Here is a 19,024-nt window from a genome sequence, read left to right as displayed (position 1 = left end):
TGCCATCGAACAGCGAAGCTCTTTATACTAGCAAGCTCTGCGCACCCATCTGCGCTCGCCGGCAACCAGGATCGCCCGGCAACCGTTTCATGCTCCCTTCGTCTAGAGGCCTAGGACGTGGCCCTCTCAAGGCTAAAACACGGGTTCGAATCCCGTAGGGAGCGCCAAATACAAACACCGGGCCGCAAGGCCCGGTGTTCGTTTTGGCATGCCGGAATGCCTACCGCCACCTAGCCGACACCATCGGCAGCCAATCGGCAACTTTGTGCGGGCAACCCTCGGGCATCAGGCCACACCGGCAAAGGCCGGCGCTACACTATGTGCAATCGCAGTACGGAACCTCCCCCATGCCTTTCGTCGTCACCGAAAACTGCATCAAGTGCAAGCACACCGACTGCGTCGAGGTGTGCCCGGTCGACTGCTTCCACGAAGGTCCCAACTTCCTGGTGATCGACCCGGACGAATGCATCGACTGCACCCTGTGCGAACCGGAATGCCCGGTCGGCGCGATCTTCCCGGAAGAAGATGTCCCGGCGGGCCAGGAAGTGTTCATCGCCCTGAATGCCGAGCTGGCCAAGCAGTGGCCCGTCATCACGGTGCGCAAGGATCCCCTGCCTGACCACGCCGAGTGGGATGGAAAGCCCAACAAGCTGGCCCTGCTCGAACGCTAAATTTCTCTGCCAGGCGAGAGCCAAAGCGCACCAATAACTGCATACCCGCACACACAGACAAGGGCGCCTACCGGCGCCCTTGCTGTATCTGCCACAGGTAGCAAAGCAACCCAGTCAGGGCGAAATCACCGCCTTCAGCTGGGCGATCAACTTGCCCGCCGCCGGGCCACTGGGGGGCAAGCCGCGCGGATCGACCGCCGACACGAACGCCCCCTCGCCAGCCTTGGTGACCCGCACCAGGAACTTCTCGCCCATGTAATCGACGTCGTAGGTGCCCAGGAGTTCGGCTTTGCTGGCGATCTGCACGCCAGGCGTTGCCGCCAGCACCTCGCCGACCTTGGCAAAGACGGCCTCGCGCTCCGCCGCCACCGCAAACCCGGTGGCCGGCACAGGACGCGCGGTGGAGGCACTACTGCTACCGACCGCCGGCAGGGCCATGGCTTTGTCGGCCGCGGGACGATCCAGATCCGGCGGCACTTCGAGTGGGCGCGCCTCACCACTCAAGGTGTAGAGCTCGTTCTTTTTCTTGAACCAGTGGCAACCGGACAGCCCGCTCACCAACAAAATGGCAGCAAGCGGTGCGGCAAGACGGGTCACGCGGAAAGTGCGATGCATCGGAGGCTCCTGTCGGACCGCGACGGTGCGGTCATGAGTGTTCGCTGCGCTCTTCGAGCTGACGGATCACCGCATGCAGGCGCGCGGCCTGGGCGGCATGGGCGGATGATAGCGGCAACAGCGGCAGCCGCAGCCCGTGACCGATGCCGTCGAGCGCCAGCAGCGCCTTGACCGGGATCGGGTTGGGCTCCACCCCGAGAAAATGGTAGAGCTCCACCAGCGCCGCATCGAGCGCCTCGGCACGGGCGGCATCGCCGGCACGTGCGGCATCACACAACTGGCGGAAGGTGCGCGGCACCACGTTGGACGCCACCGAGATCACCCCGTCGGCGCCGGCCAGCATCGCCCGCACCGCGGTGGGATCATCGCCACTGAGCACCACGAAGTCCTCGCGCCGCAGCGGCAGCAAGGCCTGCATCCGCGCCTCCTCGGCACGGGCCTCCTTGATGCCGACGATGTTGGCATGCAGAGACAGCTCTCCGGTGGTCTCCGGCAGCATGTCGCAGCCGGTACGGCCAGGGACGTTGTAGAGCACCACCGGGAGGCCGCCATCATCGGCCACCGCCCGGAAATGCGCCAGCAGGCCAGCCTGGGTCGGCCGCACATACGGCGGCGTGACCACCAGCGCAGCATCGGCACCCAACTGCGCCGCGCGCCGGGTCGCCTGGACGGTCTTGGCGGTGTTGGACTGCCCGGTACCGGCCAGCACCGGCATGCGCCCGCCCAGACATTCCACCGCGCGGGCGAGCAGACGGGCGTATTCATCATCGGTTAGCGCGGTTGCTTCGCCGGTCGAACCAGCCACCACCACGCCCTGCGTGCCGGCCGTCAACTGCGCCTGCAGCAGACGGTCCCAGGCCGGGAAGTCGATGTCGCCCGCCGGCGTGAACGGCGTAGCCAGTGCGGTGATGCTGCCGATGAGTCGCAAGGGGAAGTTTCCAGGTTCGCGCAGGCCAGACCAGGCGCGCGTGACGGGCGGATGGGCCGGGTGATCTTACTTGCGGCTGGAAAGCGCCGGCAAGTATGCTGGACACCTGCCCGCCGCCTCCGGCGGCACTTCTGACATCGTTTCGGGATACCGCATTGAGCAAGACCGCTGCCCGGCCTGCACCCAACGAGAACTACCTGCTGATCAACGCGTACACCACGCATCCGCAGTCGCCGCTGCTGGCCGTCACCCGGCGCATTGCCGATTCCGGCTGCAACCTGGTGGATGCGCGGCTGGCCACGGTCGGCCGGGATGTCTCCGTCACTGCTCTGGCCACCGGGTCCTGGGACGCGGTGGCCAAGCTCGAGGCCATGCTGGCCAAGCTGGAGCGTGAAGAAGGGCTGAAACTGGTCTGGTACCGCACAGGCCCGAAGGCGCTGCAGTCCAACCTACTGCCCTACGTGGTGGAGGTGATCGCTGCCGACAAGCCCGGCATCCTGTTCCAGCTGGCCGACTTTTTCGACCACCAGGGCATCACCATCGAAAGCCTGCATTGCTCACGCTACCGGGCGATGCAGACCGGCGCCGACATGTTCTCGGCCCAGCTCACTATCGGGGTTCCGGCCGACATGCACATCGCCGCCCTGCGCGAGGACTTCCTGGAGTTTTGCGACCACTTAAACCTCGACGCGATCATGGATCCGATGAAGTACTGACCGGAGTCTGCACCCAATGATCGACACCGGCGACCGCATCCCTGACCTTCCGCTCTCCCTCACCAGCGGCACGCCTTGCTCGCTTGGCCAGTTCGCCGGCAAGTGGCTGGTGCTGTACTTCTATCCGAAGGACGCCACTCCCGGCTGCACCAGCGAAGGCCAGGCCTTCAACGCCCTGCTGCCAGAGTTCCGGCGCAATGGGGCCGAGGTGCTGGGGGTCTCGAAGGACTCGGTCAAGTCACACCAGAACTTCCGTGCCAAGCAAGGCTTCGACTTCGATCTGGTCAGCGATGCCGATGGCCGGCTGTGCGAAGCGTTTGGCGTGATCCAGCCCAAGAAGCTGTATGGCCGTGAGTTTCTGGGCATCGTCCGCAGCACCTTCCTCATCGATCCGGCCGGGGTGGTGCGCCGCAAATGGCAGCCGGTCAAGGTTCCGGGCCACGCCCAGGCTGTCCTGGATGCGCTGCTGGACGAGCAGCGCAGGTGACCGGCCGATGCGCGCTCCCGGCCACGGCTGCGCGAACGAGTGTTCCCGACCGGGCAGCCACGCCCTGGTTTACGCCACATCCCGGCCCAGGCATCTGCACATACCGCCACCTGGCACGCCCCATCGCAGGCGGGCGCAACCCGTCGTGTCCCGTTTCCCCAGCGTAGGACTTCCCGCATGACCCGCAGCAAGCGCATCTACGTCCTCGACACCAACGTGCTGATGCACGACCCCACTGCGCTGTTCAAGTTCGAGGAACACGATGTCTACCTGCCGATGCAGGTGCTGGAGGAGTTGGACAACGGCAAGAAAGGCACCAGCGAAGCCAGTCGCAATGCCCGTCAGGTCAGCCGGTTCCTGAACGAATTGATCGAGGCGCACGGCAGCAGCGATGTCAGCCAGGGCATCGCTCTGGTGCGCCCGCAAGGCCTGCAACTGCGCGGCCCGGAAAGCGCCGGCAAGCTGCGCTTCCAGACCGGGGACTTTGATGCCGGCAAGCGGTTTGGCACGGTCATCCCCGACAACAACATTCTGGGCGCGATCCTGGCGCTCAAGGAGGCCGAGCCGGAGACCCCGGTGGTCTTCGTCTCCAAGGACATCAATCTGCGGATCAAGGCGTCGATTGCCGGCATCGTCAGCGAGGACTATGAAAACGACCGCGCGCTGGATGACTTCAGCCTGCTCTACACCGGCGCCACACCGCTGACCGAGGATTTCTGGCAGCGCCATGGAAAGGATCTGAAGTCCTGGACCGAAAAAGGCCGCACCTACTACGAGATCATCGCCGCTGACGACGAGATCTGGTACCCCAACCAGTTCGTGTTCCTGCCGGGCGACGAGCAATCAGAGATGAAGGTGGCGCGCCTGCAGGACGGCCGGGTGATCCTGCAGATCGTCGATGACTTCCGCCATGCCCAGCACGCGGTCTGGGGCATCACCGCCCGCAACCGCGAGCAGAACTTCGCGCTCAACGCGCTGATGGATCCGGACATCGACTTCGTCACCCTGCTGGGCACCGCCGGGACCGGCAAGACCCTGCTGGCACTGGCGGCCGGGCTGGCGCAGACGATGGACCAGCAGCGCTACCGCGAGATCATCATGACCCGCGCCACGGTCAGCGTGGGCGAGGACATCGGCTTTCTGCCCGGCACCGAAGAAGAAAAGATGACGCCGTGGATGGGGGCGCTGACCGACAACCTGGAAGTGCTCACCCACAACCAGGACGGCGGCAGCTGGGGCCGTGCGGCCACCAACGACCTGCTGGCCTCACGGGTCAAGATCCGCTCGCTCAACTTCATGCGCGGCCGCACCTTCCTGTCGCGCTATCTGATCCTCGACGAGGCGCAAAACTTAACGCCCAAGCAGATGAAGACCCTGATCACCCGCGCCGGCCCGGGCACCAAAATCATCTGCCTGGGCAATGTCGAACAGATCGACACGCCCTATCTGACCGAGACGACCTCCGGGCTGACCTACGCCGTGGACCGCTTCAAGAGCTGGGCCCACAGCGCCCATGTCACCCTGCGCCGCGGCGAGCGTTCCCGCCTGGCCGATTACGCCTCCGACGTGCTCTGAGTCGCCTCGACCTGCCCGTGCGCGTCGGCCAGCGCACGCAGGGCATCGGCCAGATCCGCGTAATAGCCATCGGGATGGTCGCGACGCACCAGCTGCGCCCGCATCAGCTTGCGCAGCACACGCAGGTTGGCGCCGCACAGCACCACCTTGATCCCACGCTTGTGCATGGCTTCGATGGTGGATTCCAGCCGCTTGAGGCCGGTGGCGTCAATCAGCGGGACGCGTTCCAGCCACAGCACCAGCACCTTCGGCGGCTGCCGCGACCACGACAGCGCCCGCTCCAGCGAATCCACCGAGCCGAAGAAGAACGGCCCTTCGATGGCATACACCACCACATCGGGCGGCAGCGCCTGCAGCCCGGCCCGGGCCAACTGCTCGCGCAGGCTGTGCGGGTCGTGCTCGACCACCGACACGGCCGCACTCATCCGCCGCATGAACTGGAACATCGCCAGGATCACGCCGATGTTCACCGCCACTACCAGATCGGTGAGGATGGTCAGGGCGAAGGTGATCACCAGAATGCCGGCATCGGAACGCGGTGCATGCCGCAGCAGGCGCAGGAAACGATGCACCTCGCTCATGTTCCAGGCCACCACGAACAGCACGGCAGCGAGCGCCGCCAGCGGCACCTTGCCGGCGTAGGGCGCCAGCGCCAGCAGGATCAGCAGCAGGGTGATCCCGTGCACCACGCCGGCAATCGGCGCATTGCCGCCGTTGCGGATGTTGGTGGCGGTACGGGCAATCGCCCCGGTCGCGGCGATACCGCCGAACAGCGGCGAAAGGATATTGGCGATGCCCTGCCCGATCAGTTCCTGATTGGAATCATGCCGGGTGCCGGCCATACCGTCGGCGACCATCGCCGACAGCAGGGACTCGATCGCGCCCAGCATGGCGATGGTGAATGCCGATGGCAACAGCGCCATCCAGCGGTCGAAATCCGCCACCGGGAACTGCAAGGACGGCAGGCTGCGCGGAATCGCCCCGAAGGTGGATTCGATGGTCGCCACACTCGGCAGATCCAGCACGCTGACGATGCCCGTGGCCACCAGCATCGCCAGGAGCGGCCCCGGCACCCGCGACAGCCCCGGAATGCGTGGCCCCCACAGGGTCAGCAGCAGGCTGACCACGCCCACCGCCGTGGTCGCAGGATCGAGATGCCCGAACGACTGCACAAGCCGCCAGAGCTTGAGATAGAACGGGCCATTGCCGGGCGCCGGCAAGCCGAAGAAGTACTGCCACTGCCCCACCCAGATGATGACCGCGATCCCCGCGGTAAAGCCGACGATCACTGGATCGGGAATGTAGCGGATCACCCCGCCCAGACGCGCCCAGCCCATCGCCACCAGCATCACCCCTGCCATCAGGGTTGCCAGCAGCAGGCCATCCACGCCGAACTGCGCCACCACCCCAGCCAGGATGACGATGAACGCCCCGGTCGGCCCGGCGATCTGCACACGCGAGCCGCCGAACAGCGACACCGCGATCCCGGCGATGATCGCCGTGTACAGGCCCTGTTCCGGCTTGACGCCCGACGCGATGGCAAAAGCCATCGCCAGCGGCAGCGCCACCACGCCGACGATGACGCCAGCGACCAGATTGCGCGGCCAGTTTTCCCGTCGCAACAACCCGGCGCGTGCGGCGTCCACGATCGCGATCATTGCATCCGACTCCTGCTCATGACGTTTGATTTCTGGATTTCAGGCGCACACCGCGCCCACCGCCCGGACTGCTCGCCCCTTCACCGATCAGCTCCACGCCGGCAGCCTCCAGGGCCTCCACCACCCGGGTGAGCGAATCCACCATCCCACGCACGGTTCCGTCGCTGGCCTCCATGCGCTGGATGGTCGGCAGCGACAGACCAGCCAGTTTGGCCAGGGTCTTCTGGTCGATACCGAGCAGGGCGCGAGCCGCGCGCATCTGTTGTGAGGTAATCACGGGCAATCTGATGTATAAAACATCACAATTGGCTTGTTTACCATTAATTCTGACTCGAGAAACACCACATGGTCAAGCCAAAGGCGGCACCCATCCAGCACGCCTGCAGCCGCCGTCGGTGAGACAGGCCCGGCGCGGTCAGCCCGCCCCTGCGGAGCGAACGCCACTGCTAGACCGGCTGGAAGCTGCGCACACGAAAACGACGACGCCGGCGCATGGCCGGCGTCGTCGTATCGCAAAGATGGCGCGCCCGGAAGGATTCGAACCTCCGACCCCCAAGTTCGTAGCCTGGTGCTCTATCCAACTGAGCTACGGGCGCAAGCGGAGGCGGAATTATGGGGAAACCCCGCCTGTGCGTCAACGAAAATTTTTCCCGTTGCCGCGCTTTGGTTCGCGTTTCGCCGCAAGTGGCGGAGACTGAGGGATTCGAACCCTCGATAGAGCTTTTGGCCCTATACTCCCTTAGCAGGGGAGCCCCTTCGGCCTCTCGGGCAAGTCTCCGTGAGGCGAAACCGCGAGCCGGAAAGGATACAGTCAGTCGTGCGTTCCGGCAAACCCTTTGTTCAGGACTCGGCGTCTTCGTCTTTGGCGCCGGGTGCCATGCCGCTCTGGATGCGCTGGTAGATTTCCTCGCGATGCACCGCGACATCCTTGGGCGCGGTGATGCCGATGCGCACCTGGTTGCCCTTCACACCGAGCACGGTGACCGTGATCGCATCACCGATCATCAAGGTCTCGCCTACTCGTCTCGTCAGAATCAGCATGGCTCTGCAACTCCCCTGTCGCTGGCGCTCACGCACGACCAGAAGAAGTCCAGCCGGCTGACATCCAGATTTGGGCGATCATACTGGTCAAGCTTCCTATGCTACAAGCCGTGCCTGCGCATCGGCAGGCATGCGCCTTACACCCGCTGGCGCACCCAATCCGGCACACCGGCGAGCGCCGCGCGCAGGGCCGGGCCGTCTTCGCCGCCACCCTGCGCCATGTCCGGGCGTCCGCCCCCCTTGCCGTTGGCCTGACGCGCGACCTCGCCCAGCACCTCGCCGGCCTTGATCTTGCCCAGGGCCGCGCCAGAGACGCCGGCCACCAGCGCGACCCGGCCGCCCTCGGCGCCAGCCAGTACCACCACGGCATCCCCCAGTTGTTGCTTGAGACGGTCCATGACCTCGCGCAGAGCCTTGGCATCGAAGCCTTCCAGACGCGCGGCCAGCACCTTGATCCCGGCAACGTCCTGCGCCTGGTTGGCCAGGTCGCCGGTGGCGCTGGACGCCGCCTTGGCCTTGAGCTGCTCCAGCTCGCGCTCCAGCTTCTTCTGCCGCTCCAGCAGCGCGCGCAGTCTGTCGGCCACATCCGCGACATTCCCACCCAACGCCTGCGCGACTTCGCGCAGGCGCTGCTCTTCGCTGGCCACGTGATCCAACGCGCCCTGCCCGGTGACGGCCTCGATCCGGCGCACGCCAGCGGAAACGCCGCCTTCGCTGATGATCTTGAACAGCCCGATGTCACCGGTGCGGTGCACATGCGTACCACCGCACAACTCGGTGGAGGCATCGCCGAAGCGCAGCACGCGCACATGCTCACCGTACTTCTCGCCGAACAAGGCAATGGCGCCGAAATCCAGCGCCTCCTGCATGCCCATGTGATGCACCTCGCCAGCATGGTTGGCGCGGATCTGGGCATTGACCCGGCGTTCGATCTCGGCCAATTCGTCGGTGGTCAGCGGCTGGAAATGAGAAAAGTCGAACCGCAGACGATCCGGCGCCACCAGCGAGCCTTTCTGCTGGACGTGCCGCCCCAGCACCTCACGCAGGGCGGCATGCAGCAGATGGGTGGCGCTGTGATTGAGCACGATGGCGGCACGCCGGTCGGCATCGACTGCGCCGTGCACCCGGTCTCCGCGCGCCAACCGGCCCTGTTCCAGCACACCCACATGGCCGTGGTACTGCCCCGCCAGCTTGAGCGTGTCGCGCACCGTAAACGTCAGACCCGCGCCGGTCAGCACGCCGGTATCGCCGACCTGACCGCCGGATTCGGCATAGAACGGGGTACGGTCGAGCAGCACGATTGCCTCGTCGCCGGCCGTGATGGCCTCCACCGGCTTGCCGTCCTTCAGTAACGCCACCACGGTCAGACCGTCGGCGGCAAGCTGCTCGTAGCCGAGGAAGCCGGTTGGCGCCAACTGTGCCACCAACTCGGCCGGCAGCTGCACACCCGCCCCAAACTTGCCGGCCGCGCGTGCGGTCTCTTTCTGCTGCGCCATGGCCGCATCGAACCCGGCAAGGTCAACGGTCATGCCGCGCTCACGCGCCATGTCCTGGGTGAGGTCGAGCGGGAACCCGTAGGTGTCATACAACCGGAAGGCATCGCTGCCCGGAATGACGCCATTGGCACGCGCTGCCACGTCCTCGAAGATGCGCATGCCGGCATCGAGGGTTTCGGCAAAGCGTTCTTCTTCCGCCAGCAGGGCGCGCTCGGCGGTGGCCCGACCTTCGCGCAGGATCGGGTAGGCATCGCCCATCAGCGCATCAAGCGGTGCGACCAGTTTGTGGAAGAACGGCTGGCGCATGCCCAGCATCCAGCCATGCCGCAGGGCACGGCGGATGATCCGGCGCAGCACATAGCCGCGGCCTTCGTTGGACGGCAGCACGCCATCGACGATCAAGAAGGTGCTGGCACGGATGTGGTCGGCGATCACCCGCAGCGACTTGCTCTGCAGGTCGCGGGTGTGAGTCAGCTCTGCCGCTGCCCGGATCAGGGCCTGGAACAGGTCGATCTCGTAGTTGGAATGCACATGCTGCAGAACCGCGGCGATCCGTTCCAGCCCCATGCCGGTATCGACGCAGGGTGCCGGCAGCGGCACCAGCGTGCCATCCGGCTGGCGGTCGAACTGCATGAACACCAGGTTCCAGATTTCGATGAAGCGGTCGCCGTCCTCGTCCTCGGAGCCCGGAGGGCCTCCGGGAATCTCCGGCCCGTGGTCGTAGAAAATCTCGGTGCAGGGCCCGCACGGGCCGGTATCGGCCATCTGCCAGAAGTTGTCAGAGGCATACGGCGCGCCTTTGTTGTCTCCGATGCGGATGATCCGCTCCGGCGGCAGGCCGATCTGGTCACGCCAGATGGCGTAGGCCTCGTCATCGGTGTGATAAACGGTGACCAGCAAGCGCTCGCGGGGCAGTTTCCAGACCTCGGTCAACAGCTCCCAGGCCCAGGCGATTGCCTCTTGCTTGAAGTAATCACCAAACGACCAGTTGCCCAGCATCTCGAAGAAGGTGTGGTGACGGGCGGTGTAGCCCACCGAGTCCAGGTCGTTGTGTTTGCCGCCGGCGCGCAGGCAGCGCTGGACATCAGCGGCACGCACGTAGCTGCGCTTCTCGGCGCCCAGGAACACGTCCTTGAACTGGACCATGCCCGAGTTGGTGAACAGCAGGGTTGGGTCGTTACCGGGCACCAAGGGTGCAGACGGCACGATGGTGTGCCCCTTGGAGGCAAAAAAATCCAGAAAATCGCGGCGAATCTCAGCAGTCGTCTTCATGCAGGCATCAACAGTGCGGGCCGTGGCCGGGCGCGGCCGCACAGAATGCGGCCACACCAGTCGAGTCGGCAATCCAGTCCTGCAAGTGTACAGGCCCGCCGTCACCGGCAGGGCCCTGGCCGCACTGTTAGTCGGTCGGGCACCAGGCCGCCCGCACCAGATCCATGTCGAACCCACGCCGCAGTAGCAGCGCCGCGGCCCGGTTCCGGGCCTCACGGTCGCCGGTCAGCGCCTGCGGATGGCGCCGGCGCACCAGATCACGGGCCACGTCTGCCCAGTCGTCGATCTCCTTGAGCGCCTGATCGATCAGCTCGGCTGGCACACCATGGGTGGACAGCTCGGCCCGCACATAGGCCGGCCCATAGCCGCTTGCCGCCCGGGCGCGCACCAGGGCAGCGGCAAAACGGGCGTCGTCCTGCCAGCCGTCTTCGGCCAACCGTCGGACGGCCGCTGCGGCGGCATCTGCTGCCACGCCACGGGCAACCAGCTTGCGTTCCAGCTCGCGCCGGGAATGCTCACGTCGGGACAGCAGGGCCACCGCCTGCTGCAACGGGGTTGGTGCCGCCCGACGACGTTTTGCCCGGGCTGGCTGGCCGCTGGGTTCTTCAACGTCGGTCATGCCTGCTATCAAGAATGTGCGCAAAGGTGCGCATGGTTCTTTTCCTGCCCCGACGTGGCCTGCTGACCACATTCGTCTCTGACAGGCGTGACTTTCCCGACTACGACAGGAACCCTTCCTGCCGCAGTGCCGCCATTGCTGGACGGACTCGCCACGGGTAGGGCAGTTGCGGTTGCCAACCGTTCCAGATTGCGCGCTGCGTTCAGATCGCGGTCGTGTCGTGTCCCACACTCAGGACACGTCCACGCTCGGTCACTCAACGTCAACGCCTCGTTCTTCCAGCCGCAGACCGAACACAGGCGACTGCTCGGATACCAGCGGTCGGCAATGACCAACCGGGTGCCATAGCGGTTCGCCTTGTATTCCATCTGCGAGCGAATCATCCCAAAGCCCACGTCGCTGATTGCTCTGGCAAGTCGGTCATTTGCCAACATGCCTTTGACGTGCAAATCCTCGATCACCACCGCTTGGTTTTCGCGGCAGAGTCGGGTGGTGAGCTTGTGGATGAAATCCACTCGGAGATTGGCGACGCGCATGTGCAGCCGCGCCAATGTCCGAGCAGACTTCCGCCGGTTGTTGGAGATGGGAAGCCGGGTGCCTTTGGGAAGCCGGGCGTTCGGCGCAAATCCAGCAGCCACCTTGGCGGCTTCAACCTTGCGGCTGACCCGCCGACTCCGAATCTTCAACCGACGCAGTGCCGCTTTCAGCGGCTTGGGTGCAGCAATCGTTTCGCCACTGGAAAGGGTCATGGCGGCTTTCACGCCGAGGTCAACGCCAACGATGCCATTTCCAGTGCGATGGCGGTGGAATATGTGATCTGGCACTTCGACCTGAATCGCCACACACCAGCGATCCGCCGTGCGCGAGACGGTGGCACCGAGAATCTTGCCATCAAAGCGCAGCGCCTCCGTCATGGCAACCTCGCCCACTTTGGGCAGGCGGATCACCGTGCCGATCACCTGGAACTTGTCGTTGGCGACATAGAAGCTGTCACGGCAACGCCCTTTCTTCTTGAACTTCGGTTCAAACGCCTTCTTTCCCTTCTCTCAGGTCTTTGAAAAACCGTGTCCAGGCGCGTTCCAGGTTCTTGAATGGCTGCGCATGGGCATCTCGATGGATGGTCTTGATCCACGGCTGCCCGTTCTCATCCAGCCACTCAGGATCACGGTACTTGATGGCGTTGAACTGCTTCTTGAGCGCCATCGCGTTGGGCTTGCGACCGGCTTCGTACTGCCGGTTCCATTCAGCCAATGCCCAGTTCCACACCCGACGCGCTGTGCCGCAGGCGCGCTTGAAATAGTCCACCTGCTCAGGCGTCGGACGAAGCGCGATCTTGTGGCTCAGTTGCACGGTTTCACCCCTGTGGCGTTGGATCAGCATCCAGCTTCAACGCTTCGTTCAGCTTTTTCCGGTAGTTGCGCAAGCCGTAAAGCCTGGATGAGAAGCAATGCACGATGGTCATCAGGTCTTGCACCATCTGCTATCAAGAATGTGCGCAAAGGTGCGCACGGTTCTTTTCCTGCCCCGACGTGGCCTGCTGACCGCATTCGTCTCTGACAGGCGTGACTTTCCCGACTACGGCAGAAACCCTCTCTGCCGCAGTGCCGCCATTGCTGGACGGACTCGCCACGGGTGGGCAGTTGCGGTTGCCAGCCGTTTGAGATTCAACGCCGCGTTCAGATCACTGTAGAGCCGACGATTGCTGTCGGTTCGTGCCAACGGGATCAGCCGCCCCTCACGCCCCCACCGTTGCAGCGTCTTGACCGTCACGCCCACGCCAAGCAGCTTCGCCGCCTTGCCAGTGCTCATGGTGTTTTCTATGAGGATACTATCGCGCACTATTTGCAAGGCTAGAGTCATGCCTCCTCGCTGAGTACATCGTCCTCACGTGGGGCATCCTTTGGCACGTATTTTTCGCGCAGGGCTGCCTCCAGCTTCTGCGCCACGGCCGGATTTTCCTTCAGGTACTGGCGGGCGTTTTCCTTGCCCTGGCCGATGCGCTCGCCGTCATAGCTGTACCAGGCGCCGGATTTCTCGACCAGCTTGGCCTCCACGCCCATGTCGATCAGCTCGCCCTCGCGGGAGATGCCTTCACCGTAGAGGATTTCGGTCACGACCTGCTTGAAGGGCGGCGCCAGCTTGTTCTTGACGACCTTGATGCGGGTCTGGTTGCCGATGATTTCCTCGCCCTTCTTGATGCTGCCGATACGCCGGATGTCCAGCCGCACCGAGGCATAGAACTTGAGCGCATTGCCGCCGGTGGTGGTTTCCGGGCTCTGGCCCGGCATCATCACGCCAATCTTCATGCGCAGCTGGTTGATGAAAATGACCAGACAGTTGCTGCGCTTGATGTTGCCGGTCAGCTTGCGCAGCGCCTGGCTCATCAACCGTGCCTGCAGGCCGGGCATCTGGTCGCCCATTTCGCCCTCGATTTCAGCCTTGGGCGTCAGGGCCGCCACCGAGTCGATGACCACCATGTCAATGGCGTTGGAGCGCACCAGCATGTCGGCGATCTCCAGTGCCTGCTCGCCGGTGTCGGGCTGCGACAAGTACAGCTCGTCAAGATTGACGCCCAGCTTCTGGGCATAGACCGGATCGAGCGCATGCTCGGCATCAATGAAGGCGCAGGTGCCGCCGGCTTTCTGGCATTGGGCGATGGCCTGCAGGGTCAGGGTGGTCTTGCCGGAGGATTCGGGGCCATAGATTTCAACCACACGCCCCTTGGGCAGACCGCCGATGCCAAGGGCGATGTCGAGCATGAGCGAGCCGGTGCTGATGGTTTCCACCGCCTCGACCGTGCGATCCCCCATCCGCATCACCGAACCCTTGCCGAACTGCCGTTCGATCTGGCCCAGGGCCGCGGCCAGTGCGCGCTTTTTGTTCTCGTCCATCGGGGTGCTCCTTGAGTCTTGAGGGAAAGTCTGGAGTGGCTGCAATGTGGTCAGGCTACTGCGGGTCCGTCGCACCAGCTGCGACAGCCCGCCACGACATCAAAGATGGCGCCGCCAGCCCCCGGCCGGGATCGGGAAATGCCGCCGCACGCACCGGACTCCGGCGCAACAATGATCAGACAATGGCGCAGCGGCTTAGGCATTCGGGCGCACCAGGCCGCAGTACAGGCCTTCGATGGCGAAGTCCTGCCCTGGCCGGACTTCGATCGGCGGGTAGTCGGGATTGCGTGGCAGCAGCCGCACCCGGCCCTGGCTGATCTTGAGCAGCTTGACGGTAATCTCGTCGTCGATCCGAGCGATCACGATCTGGCCGTTGCGGGCCTCGCGGGTACGGTGCACGCCGATCAGGTCGCCGTCGAAGATGCCCTCATCGCGCATGGAATCGCCCTTGACCTTGAGCAGGTAGTCCGGCCTGGGCGAAAACAGCGCCCGATCCAGCAGCAGCACCTGGTCGCTGCCGATGTCGGCACCGATCGGCACCCCTGCGGCCACCTGCCCCAGCACCGGCAGGTGCAAGGCGTCGTCATTGGCTGGCAGCGGCAATTGCCGCGGGCCCTCCGGCAGCCGCACGAGCCGCAGGCTGCGCGCCCGGCCGGGGCGACGTTCGATGACGCCGGCCGCCTCCAGGGCATCCAGGTGGTACTGGGCGGCGCGCACCCCCTTGAAGCCAAAGGCGCGAGCGATCTCCACCTGCGACGGGGCAAACCCGTCGGCTTCGATCCGTTCGGCGATGAAGGCGTGGATGGCGCGCTGGGTATCGGTCAGTTGCATGTGTGTAGTAATACTACTAACCGACAACCAACGCAAGCCTTGCGACCACCCGCCGCTTGGAAAGGTCTTCCGTGGTCAGCGGGACGCGCCGGGTTATTCGACGACGCCCTCAAGGCGGCCCAGCAGCGCCAGCACGCCACGTAGCGCGGTTGCCACCGTCTGCCGGCGCACGGCCTCACGGTCGCCATCGAAATGAAAGACCTCGGCACGGGCATAGCCGCCGCGCCGCTTCCAGCCAATCCAGACCGTGCCGACCGGTTTATCGGCGCTGCCGCCGCCGGGGCCGGCGATGCCGGTGACCGCCACCGCGACGGTCGCACCGGAATGCACCAGCGCGCCCGATACCATTTCCACCACCGTTTCCCGACTGACCGCGCCGAACTGCTCCAGCGTTTTGGGATGTACGCCGAGCAGCGCCTGCTTGGCTTCGTAGCTGTAGGCGACCATGCCGCAGTCGAACCAGGCAGACGCGCCTTCGATGTCGGTGATGCATTTGGCGATCCAGCCCCCGGTACAACTCTCGGCAGTCACCAGCATCTGCCGCTGTGCCTGCAGCGCGGCACCGGCACAACGGGCGAGTTCAGCGAGGTCGGCATCGGTGGGAATGTGCATCACGGTCATCCGGCAAGGGCTGAATGCTGCCCGCACCCGCGGGCCTGGCAAGTGTGCGTTGGGCGCGATCTGAACACATCCACGCATGACATGCCAGCCCGTGTCGCGCCCGGCACAGGGCCGGAGGCGATCCGGGCTGACACATTCAGGCGGGCGCTGTTGTCCTTACTCGAAACGCAGGCGCAAGGTGGCCCCGAACATCCGCGGCGCCCCCAGGAAGGCGTCGTAGGTGTTCCTGGGGTTGCCCGGCTCCGGGGTCCCCAGCGCCTGCAACGGGCCATCAAACCCGACCTGCAGATAGCGCTGGTTGAACAGATTGGTGGCCCACAGCTCTACCTGCCAGCGTTCATCGCGGCGCCCCAGCCCGATCCGGGCATTGACCAGCCCATACCCTTTCTGCCACTTCTCGGCATCCAGGTCGGAGCCGGTGTTGTAGCCGGTCATGTACTTGCCACCGATGTTGAAGCGGCCACGCAGCGTCGCGCCGATATCCCATTGATAGGTCAGCGACAGCGTGCCGGAAAACGCCGGCGCAAAGCTGATACGCGCCCCTGGCAGCTTGTACAACGCCCCCGGATAGACGAAATCCGCCCCCGGGATGTGCTTGCCGTAGCGGGTATCCGCCCACATCGCGCCTGCCTGCAGCATCAGCCCGCGCAACGACTTGGGCTGCCACAGCAGCTCGGCATCCAGCCCACGCGAAACCACTTCCGGGATCGAACGCACCACGAAACTGGTGCCAAGGAAGCTGTTGAGCTGGAAATCGCTGTAACGCTGATGGAACAGGGCACCATTGAGCAGCAGGTTGCCGCCCGCCCAGGTGGTCTTGGCCCCCAGCTCCCAGCTATTGACGAACTCGCCCGGGAATGAGGTGTCATTGACCGGCCGGATGCCGGGACCTCCGCTGGACAGGCCATTGGCAGACTGCACGCGGTCCAGGTTGAAGCCGCCGGCCTTGTAGCCCCGCGCGTAGGACAGATAGGTCATGACGTGCGGGTTCCAGCGATAGGCCGCCTTCAACGTGCCCGACCACTCGTTTTCGGCCATCGACTGATTGGTGACCCGGCCGTTATGCAGCACATTGGCCCAGGGCAGACAGCTGTAGGCCACCACATTGCTGATGATCGACTGCTGGGTGGCCGCCGGCAGCAGCGAGAACGGCACGCCGCGTGCGGTCAGGGCGGTGGCGATGCGGCCGATGGCCGCGGCGCTGATAGTGCCGTTGGGATCGAAATATGAGGCACAGCCAAGACCGCCGTTGGGGTTGGCATACTGCGAACGCAGATCCTTGGTTTCCCGGGTGTAACGCAGGCCCAGGGTGACATCCAGGCCTTCGCTGGCGTGCCAGGTGTTGTTGCTGAACAGCGCGCTGCTGCGCGCCGTCTGGCGGTAATGGTCGAGCGCCCCCAGCCCCGCAAACACCGTACCGAACGGACGCCCGGTGGCATCGGCAAGGAAGCTGGCCGCATTGGGCAGACTGGCCGAAGGCGGATTGATCAGCGACAACAGGCCAATCGACAGATAGGGCTCATACGCCGCCCCGATCCGGTAGCTTTCGGTGCGGCGGATCGTTTCATGGCTGTAGAACGCCCCTACCAGCCAGTCCACATGCTCGGTGCTGCCGGCCAGCCGCAACTCCTGGCTGAACGTGCGGAACTGGTTGTAGGACTCGTCCTTCTGCGGATTCATGTAAATGAGATCCGCCGCGCTGAAATCGAAGTCGCGGCCATTGATCGCCGACCAGTCCCGACTGGCCGTGACCGAGGTCAGGGTCGCCCCGCCCAACGCATCCATGCTGACCGTCACCGTGGCCTGCACGCCCTTGTCATCGATCTTCTGGGTGGTATCGCGGTTGCTGTAGGCCACCCGCGCCCACGGGTTGGCAGGAATGGCGATGGCATTGCCGCCGCCCAGCGCATTGATCAGCGGCGCACTGCTGCCGCTGACCAGCTGCACCGCAGTACAGCAATTTTCATTGCGGTGGGTGGCATCCGCCGCCAGCAGCACTTCCACGTTATCGGTGGCCAGCCACAGCAGCTTGGCACGGAAGGTGTCGTAGTTCTGGTCGTAGTCGCGGTGTTCACTCCGCGGGCCGGCGCCGGTGACGACGCGCATCCAGCCGTCGCGCTCACGATGCGCGGCATACAGCCGCAGCGCGGTACGGTCGGACATTGGCGCGTTCAACCAGGCGTTCGCACCACGTGCGTTGTAGTTGCCGATGCCAAGCTCGCCCCCGCCGGCCCACTCGAAATCCGGCTTGCGGGTGATGATGCTGATCACGCCTGCCGACGTGTTCTTGCCAAACAAGGTGCCTTGCGGGCCTTTCAACACCTCGATGCGATCCAGCTCGCCCAGATCGCCAAAGCCGACCGAGTTGCGCGGGCGGTACACATCATCGATCACGATCCCGACCGAGGATTCCAGACCAATGTTGTCGCCCACCGTCCCGATGCCGCGCAGGCGCGCGGTGGTGATGGCCTCGTTCTGGGTCGAGGTAACCGTCAGCCCCGGCACCAGGGTCTGCAGGTCCTTGATGTCGCGCACGTTGTTGTCCTGCAACAGTTGCTGCGGCAATGCGGTAACGGTGATCGGCACGTTCTGCATGATCTCCTCGCGCTTCTGCGCGGTGACCACCAGCGTGTCCAGGGTTTTCGGCTCGTTTTGGGCTTGCTCCCCGGCCGACCCGGCCGCAGGTGCCGTTTGCGCCACGGCCGGCAGCGCACCGGACCACAGCAGCGCCACGGCCACCGCAGTAGCCAACCGATTGGAATGAAGATGCTGGCACGACATGATCGACCCCTCCCTCAAGGATGATTGCGTTGATGGCAACGTAAACCGGCTCCCCAGCCGGTCACGGCATCACAACACACCTCCAGTGCACGAACAAGGCGCACGCAGACGAACGCACCCGCCAGACGGCGGGTGCGGGCGAGGCAATGAATGAAGGTGGCCGAGCGTCGTTCGGTAGCGCCGCCCGTTCTGGGACCGACGAGTTACCAGCAGCCCGATGTCGATGGTGTCTTGGTACCGGCCTGGTTGAGGGTCAAAGTGCCGCAACTGTCGCCGGCCTGCGGGCCTTTCGGAACGGCTGAAAGCGTATAGGTCTTGGCAGCGGTGGCGAGCGAAAACGTGTAGAAGTTTAAGGTATCCGGCTCACACGCCTGGGTCAGGGTGCCGATCGCTGGCGCACCGGCATAGCTGAGATCGGTGGTGTACACCCGCTCCAGCCGTTGCGCCATGGCCACCAGGCAGGCCTCGCCAGCCGCGCGCCGGGTCTTACGTTGGTGCTCGTTGTAAGAAGGCAGAGCAATACTGGCCAGAATCCCGATGATGGCCACCACCACCATCAGCTCGATCAGGCTGAAACCGGACTCATGGGAAGCGCGCATGGGATGTTCCCTCGAAGAATGGGCTCCATCGCGTCTGGTGTGGAACGGGCCGCCGGATGATGTCAGCCTTGGCGGATGCAAGAACAACTCTTCACCCAGGCTTTGGGGCTGACGCCGCCGTGGGCGGTAGACAGCGTGTCGTTTCGTCCGGATGAGGGGGCGATCCACTTCGAGGTGTCGTGCGATACGGCCCGGCTGGCCTGTCCGGTCTGCGGGGCGGCGG

18 protein-coding genes, 3 tRNA genes and 1 pseudogene are annotated in these 19,024 nt (G+C 64.7%); 5 read left to right on the top strand and 17 right to left on the bottom strand.

Translation table 11 applies throughout. From position 1 onward, the window contains the following. The first annotated feature begins 91 nt into the window (after window positions 1-91). Window positions 92-167, top strand: a tRNA-Glu gene (locus BUA29_RS01680). Window positions 168-347: 180 nt separating this feature from the next. After that, window positions 348-671, top strand: a complete 324-nt coding sequence (fdxA, locus tag BUA29_RS01675) for a ferredoxin FdxA (RefSeq protein ID WP_072754905.1) — start codon at window positions 348-350, stop codon at window positions 669-671. A 114-nt stretch (window positions 672-785) separates the two neighbouring features. Here the strand turns inward: fdxA and BUA29_RS01670 are convergent, their stop codons facing one another. Continuing rightward, entirely contained in the window at window positions 786-1,286 is a 501-nt protein-coding gene (locus BUA29_RS01670) for a hypothetical protein (RefSeq protein ID WP_072754904.1), read from the bottom strand. 31 nt (window positions 1,287-1,317) lie between these two features. Beyond that, a complete protein-coding gene (dapA, locus tag BUA29_RS01665) occupies window positions 1,318-2,214 on the bottom strand; it encodes a 4-hydroxy-tetrahydrodipicolinate synthase (protein WP_072754903.1) in 897 nt (298 codons plus the stop codon). A gap of 95 nt (window positions 2,215-2,309) precedes the next feature. Here dapA and BUA29_RS01660 point away from each other — a divergent pair, with 95 nt between their 5' ends. The 3 genes from BUA29_RS01660 (at window position 2,310) to BUA29_RS01650 (ending at window position 4,992) form a co-directional block, all read left to right on the top strand. Then, the gene (locus BUA29_RS01660) at window positions 2,310-2,930 is read left to right on the top strand and encodes a glycine cleavage system transcriptional repressor (RefSeq protein WP_143148767.1); all 621 of its coding nucleotides are present in this window, start codon (window positions 2,310-2,312) and stop codon (window positions 2,928-2,930) included. A 16-nt stretch (window positions 2,931-2,946) separates the two neighbouring features. Beyond that, a complete protein-coding gene (locus BUA29_RS01655) occupies window positions 2,947-3,417 on the top strand; it encodes a peroxiredoxin (RefSeq protein ID WP_072754902.1) in 471 nt (156 codons plus the stop codon). A 177-nt stretch (window positions 3,418-3,594) separates the two neighbouring features. Next, a complete protein-coding gene (locus BUA29_RS01650) occupies window positions 3,595-4,992 on the top strand; it encodes a PhoH family protein (protein ID WP_072754901.1) in 1,398 nt (465 codons plus the stop codon). On the opposite strand, the gene BUA29_RS01645 is transcribed toward BUA29_RS01650, so the two are convergent. The 15 genes and pseudogenes from BUA29_RS01645 to BUA29_RS12500 all read right to left on the bottom strand — a co-directional run bounded on the left by BUA29_RS01645 (window position 4,971) and on the right by BUA29_RS12500 (window position 18,801). Beyond that, window positions 4,971-6,650 (bottom strand): SulP family inorganic anion transporter, encoded by a 1,680-nt coding sequence (locus tag BUA29_RS01645; RefSeq protein WP_072754900.1) that lies wholly within the window; start codon window positions 6,648-6,650, stop codon window positions 4,971-4,973. The genes BUA29_RS01650 and BUA29_RS01645 overlap by 22 nt on opposite strands. Before the next feature lie 16 nt (window positions 6,651-6,666). Further along, window positions 6,667-6,927 carry a helix-turn-helix domain-containing protein gene (locus BUA29_RS01640; protein WP_072754899.1) on the bottom strand — a complete coding sequence of 87 codons (261 nt, stop codon included), beginning with the start codon at window positions 6,925-6,927 and terminating at the stop codon, window positions 6,667-6,669. 242 nt (window positions 6,928-7,169) lie between these two features. Further along, window positions 7,170-7,246: transfer RNA gene (locus tag BUA29_RS01635), tRNA-Arg, on the bottom strand. Window positions 7,247-7,335: 89 nt separating this feature from the next. After that, window positions 7,336-7,428: transfer RNA gene (locus BUA29_RS01630), tRNA-Ser, on the bottom strand. 62 nt (window positions 7,429-7,490) lie between these two features. Beyond that, entirely contained in the window at window positions 7,491-7,691 is a 201-nt protein-coding gene (csrA, locus tag BUA29_RS01625) for a carbon storage regulator CsrA (protein WP_072754898.1), read from the bottom strand. Window positions 7,692-7,828: 137 nt separating this feature from the next. Further along, window positions 7,829-10,459 carry an alanine--tRNA ligase gene (gene alaS, locus BUA29_RS01620; RefSeq protein ID WP_072754897.1) on the bottom strand — a complete coding sequence of 877 codons (2,631 nt, stop codon included), beginning with the start codon at window positions 10,457-10,459 and terminating at the stop codon, window positions 7,829-7,831. 127 nt (window positions 10,460-10,586) lie between these two features. Continuing rightward, on the bottom strand, window positions 10,587-11,078 hold the full coding sequence (locus BUA29_RS01615) for a regulatory protein RecX (protein WP_072754896.1): 492 nt from the start codon (window positions 11,076-11,078) through the stop codon (window positions 10,587-10,589). A gap of 8 nt (window positions 11,079-11,086) precedes the next feature. Then, window positions 11,087-12,052 (bottom strand): annotated as a pseudogene (locus BUA29_RS01610) (RNA-guided endonuclease InsQ/TnpB family protein); the annotation flags it as partial. Window positions 12,053-12,101: 49 nt separating this feature from the next. Continuing rightward, on the bottom strand, window positions 12,102-12,428 hold the full coding sequence (locus BUA29_RS12300) for a helix-turn-helix domain-containing protein (protein ID WP_218587143.1): 327 nt from the start codon (window positions 12,426-12,428) through the stop codon (window positions 12,102-12,104). Window positions 12,429-12,653: 225 nt separating this feature from the next. Next, window positions 12,654-12,938, bottom strand: coding sequence for a MerR family DNA-binding transcriptional regulator (locus BUA29_RS12295; RefSeq protein WP_218587142.1), 285 nt, complete (start codon window positions 12,936-12,938; stop codon window positions 12,654-12,656). Beyond that, the gene (gene recA, locus BUA29_RS01600; protein ID WP_072754895.1) at window positions 12,935-13,969 is read right to left on the bottom strand and encodes a recombinase RecA; all 1,035 of its coding nucleotides are present in this window, start codon (window positions 13,967-13,969) and stop codon (window positions 12,935-12,937) included. Before recA ends, BUA29_RS12295 begins: the two co-directional genes overlap by 4 nt. Before the next feature lie 195 nt (window positions 13,970-14,164). Then, on the bottom strand, window positions 14,165-14,800 hold the full coding sequence (gene lexA / locus BUA29_RS01595) for a transcriptional repressor LexA (protein ID WP_072754894.1): 636 nt from the start codon (window positions 14,798-14,800) through the stop codon (window positions 14,165-14,167). A gap of 93 nt (window positions 14,801-14,893) precedes the next feature. Continuing rightward, window positions 14,894-15,412: a CinA family protein gene (locus BUA29_RS01590; RefSeq protein WP_072754972.1), complete on the bottom strand. Its 519-nt coding sequence runs from the start codon at window positions 15,410-15,412 to the stop codon at window positions 14,894-14,896. 165 nt (window positions 15,413-15,577) lie between these two features. Next, window positions 15,578-18,202 carry a TonB-dependent receptor gene (locus tag BUA29_RS01585; protein ID WP_072754893.1) on the bottom strand — a complete coding sequence of 875 codons (2,625 nt, stop codon included), beginning with the start codon at window positions 18,200-18,202 and terminating at the stop codon, window positions 15,578-15,580. Window positions 18,203-18,405: 203 nt separating this feature from the next. Next, entirely contained in the window at window positions 18,406-18,801 is a 396-nt protein-coding gene (locus BUA29_RS12500; RefSeq protein ID WP_072754892.1) for a type IV pilin protein, read from the bottom strand. Between the last annotated feature and the right edge of the window lie 223 nt (window positions 18,802-19,024).

It is taken from the genome of Thermomonas hydrothermalis (assembly GCF_900129205.1).
Lineage (GTDB): Bacteria > Pseudomonadota > Gammaproteobacteria > Xanthomonadales > Xanthomonadaceae > Thermomonas > Thermomonas hydrothermalis.
Note: the sequence above shows the minus strand (reverse complement) of the source record. Positions and strands in the feature narration are given on the sequence as shown.

Bases quoted from the DNA above. Each gene is read 5' to 3' on its own strand.
- BUA29_RS01590 (WP_072754972.1), bottom strand. From the start codon at position 15,412: ATGCACATTCCCACCGATGCCGACCTCGCTGAACTCGCCCGTTGTGCC.
- BUA29_RS01670 (WP_072754904.1), bottom strand. From the start codon at position 1,286: ATGCATCGCACTTTCCGCGTGACCCGTCTTGCCGCACCGCTTGCTGCC.
- BUA29_RS01655 (WP_072754902.1), top strand. From the start codon at position 2,947: ATGATCGACACCGGCGACCGCATCCCTGACCTTCCGCTCTCCCTCACC.
- csrA (WP_072754898.1), bottom strand. From the start codon at position 7,691: ATGCTGATTCTGACGAGACGAGTAGGCGAGACCTTGATGATCGGTGAT.
- lexA (WP_072754894.1), bottom strand. From the start codon at position 14,800: ATGCAACTGACCGATACCCAGCGCGCCATCCACGCCTTCATCGCCGAA.
- recA (WP_072754895.1), bottom strand. From the start codon at position 13,969: ATGGACGAGAACAAAAAGCGCGCACTGGCCGCGGCCCTGGGCCAGATC.
- BUA29_RS01615 (WP_072754896.1), bottom strand. From the start codon at position 11,078: ATGACCGACGTTGAAGAACCCAGCGGCCAGCCAGCCCGGGCAAAACGT.
- BUA29_RS01660 (WP_143148767.1), top strand. From the start codon at position 2,310: ATGCTGGACACCTGCCCGCCGCCTCCGGCGGCACTTCTGACATCGTTT.
- alaS (WP_072754897.1), bottom strand. From the start codon at position 10,459: ATGAAGACGACTGCTGAGATTCGCCGCGATTTTCTGGATTTTTTTGCC.
- fdxA (WP_072754905.1), top strand. From the start codon at position 348: ATGCCTTTCGTCGTCACCGAAAACTGCATCAAGTGCAAGCACACCGAC.
- BUA29_RS12500 (WP_072754892.1), bottom strand. From the start codon at position 18,801: ATGCGCGCTTCCCATGAGTCCGGTTTCAGCCTGATCGAGCTGATGGTG.
- BUA29_RS01650 (WP_072754901.1), top strand. From the start codon at position 3,595: ATGACCCGCAGCAAGCGCATCTACGTCCTCGACACCAACGTGCTGATG.
- BUA29_RS12295 (WP_218587142.1), bottom strand. From the start codon at position 12,938: ATGACTCTAGCCTTGCAAATAGTGCGCGATAGTATCCTCATAGAAAAC.
- BUA29_RS01585 (WP_072754893.1), bottom strand. From the start codon at position 18,202: ATGTCGTGCCAGCATCTTCATTCCAATCGGTTGGCTACTGCGGTGGCC.
- BUA29_RS01645 (WP_072754900.1), bottom strand. From the start codon at position 6,650: ATGATCGCGATCGTGGACGCCGCACGCGCCGGGTTGTTGCGACGGGAA.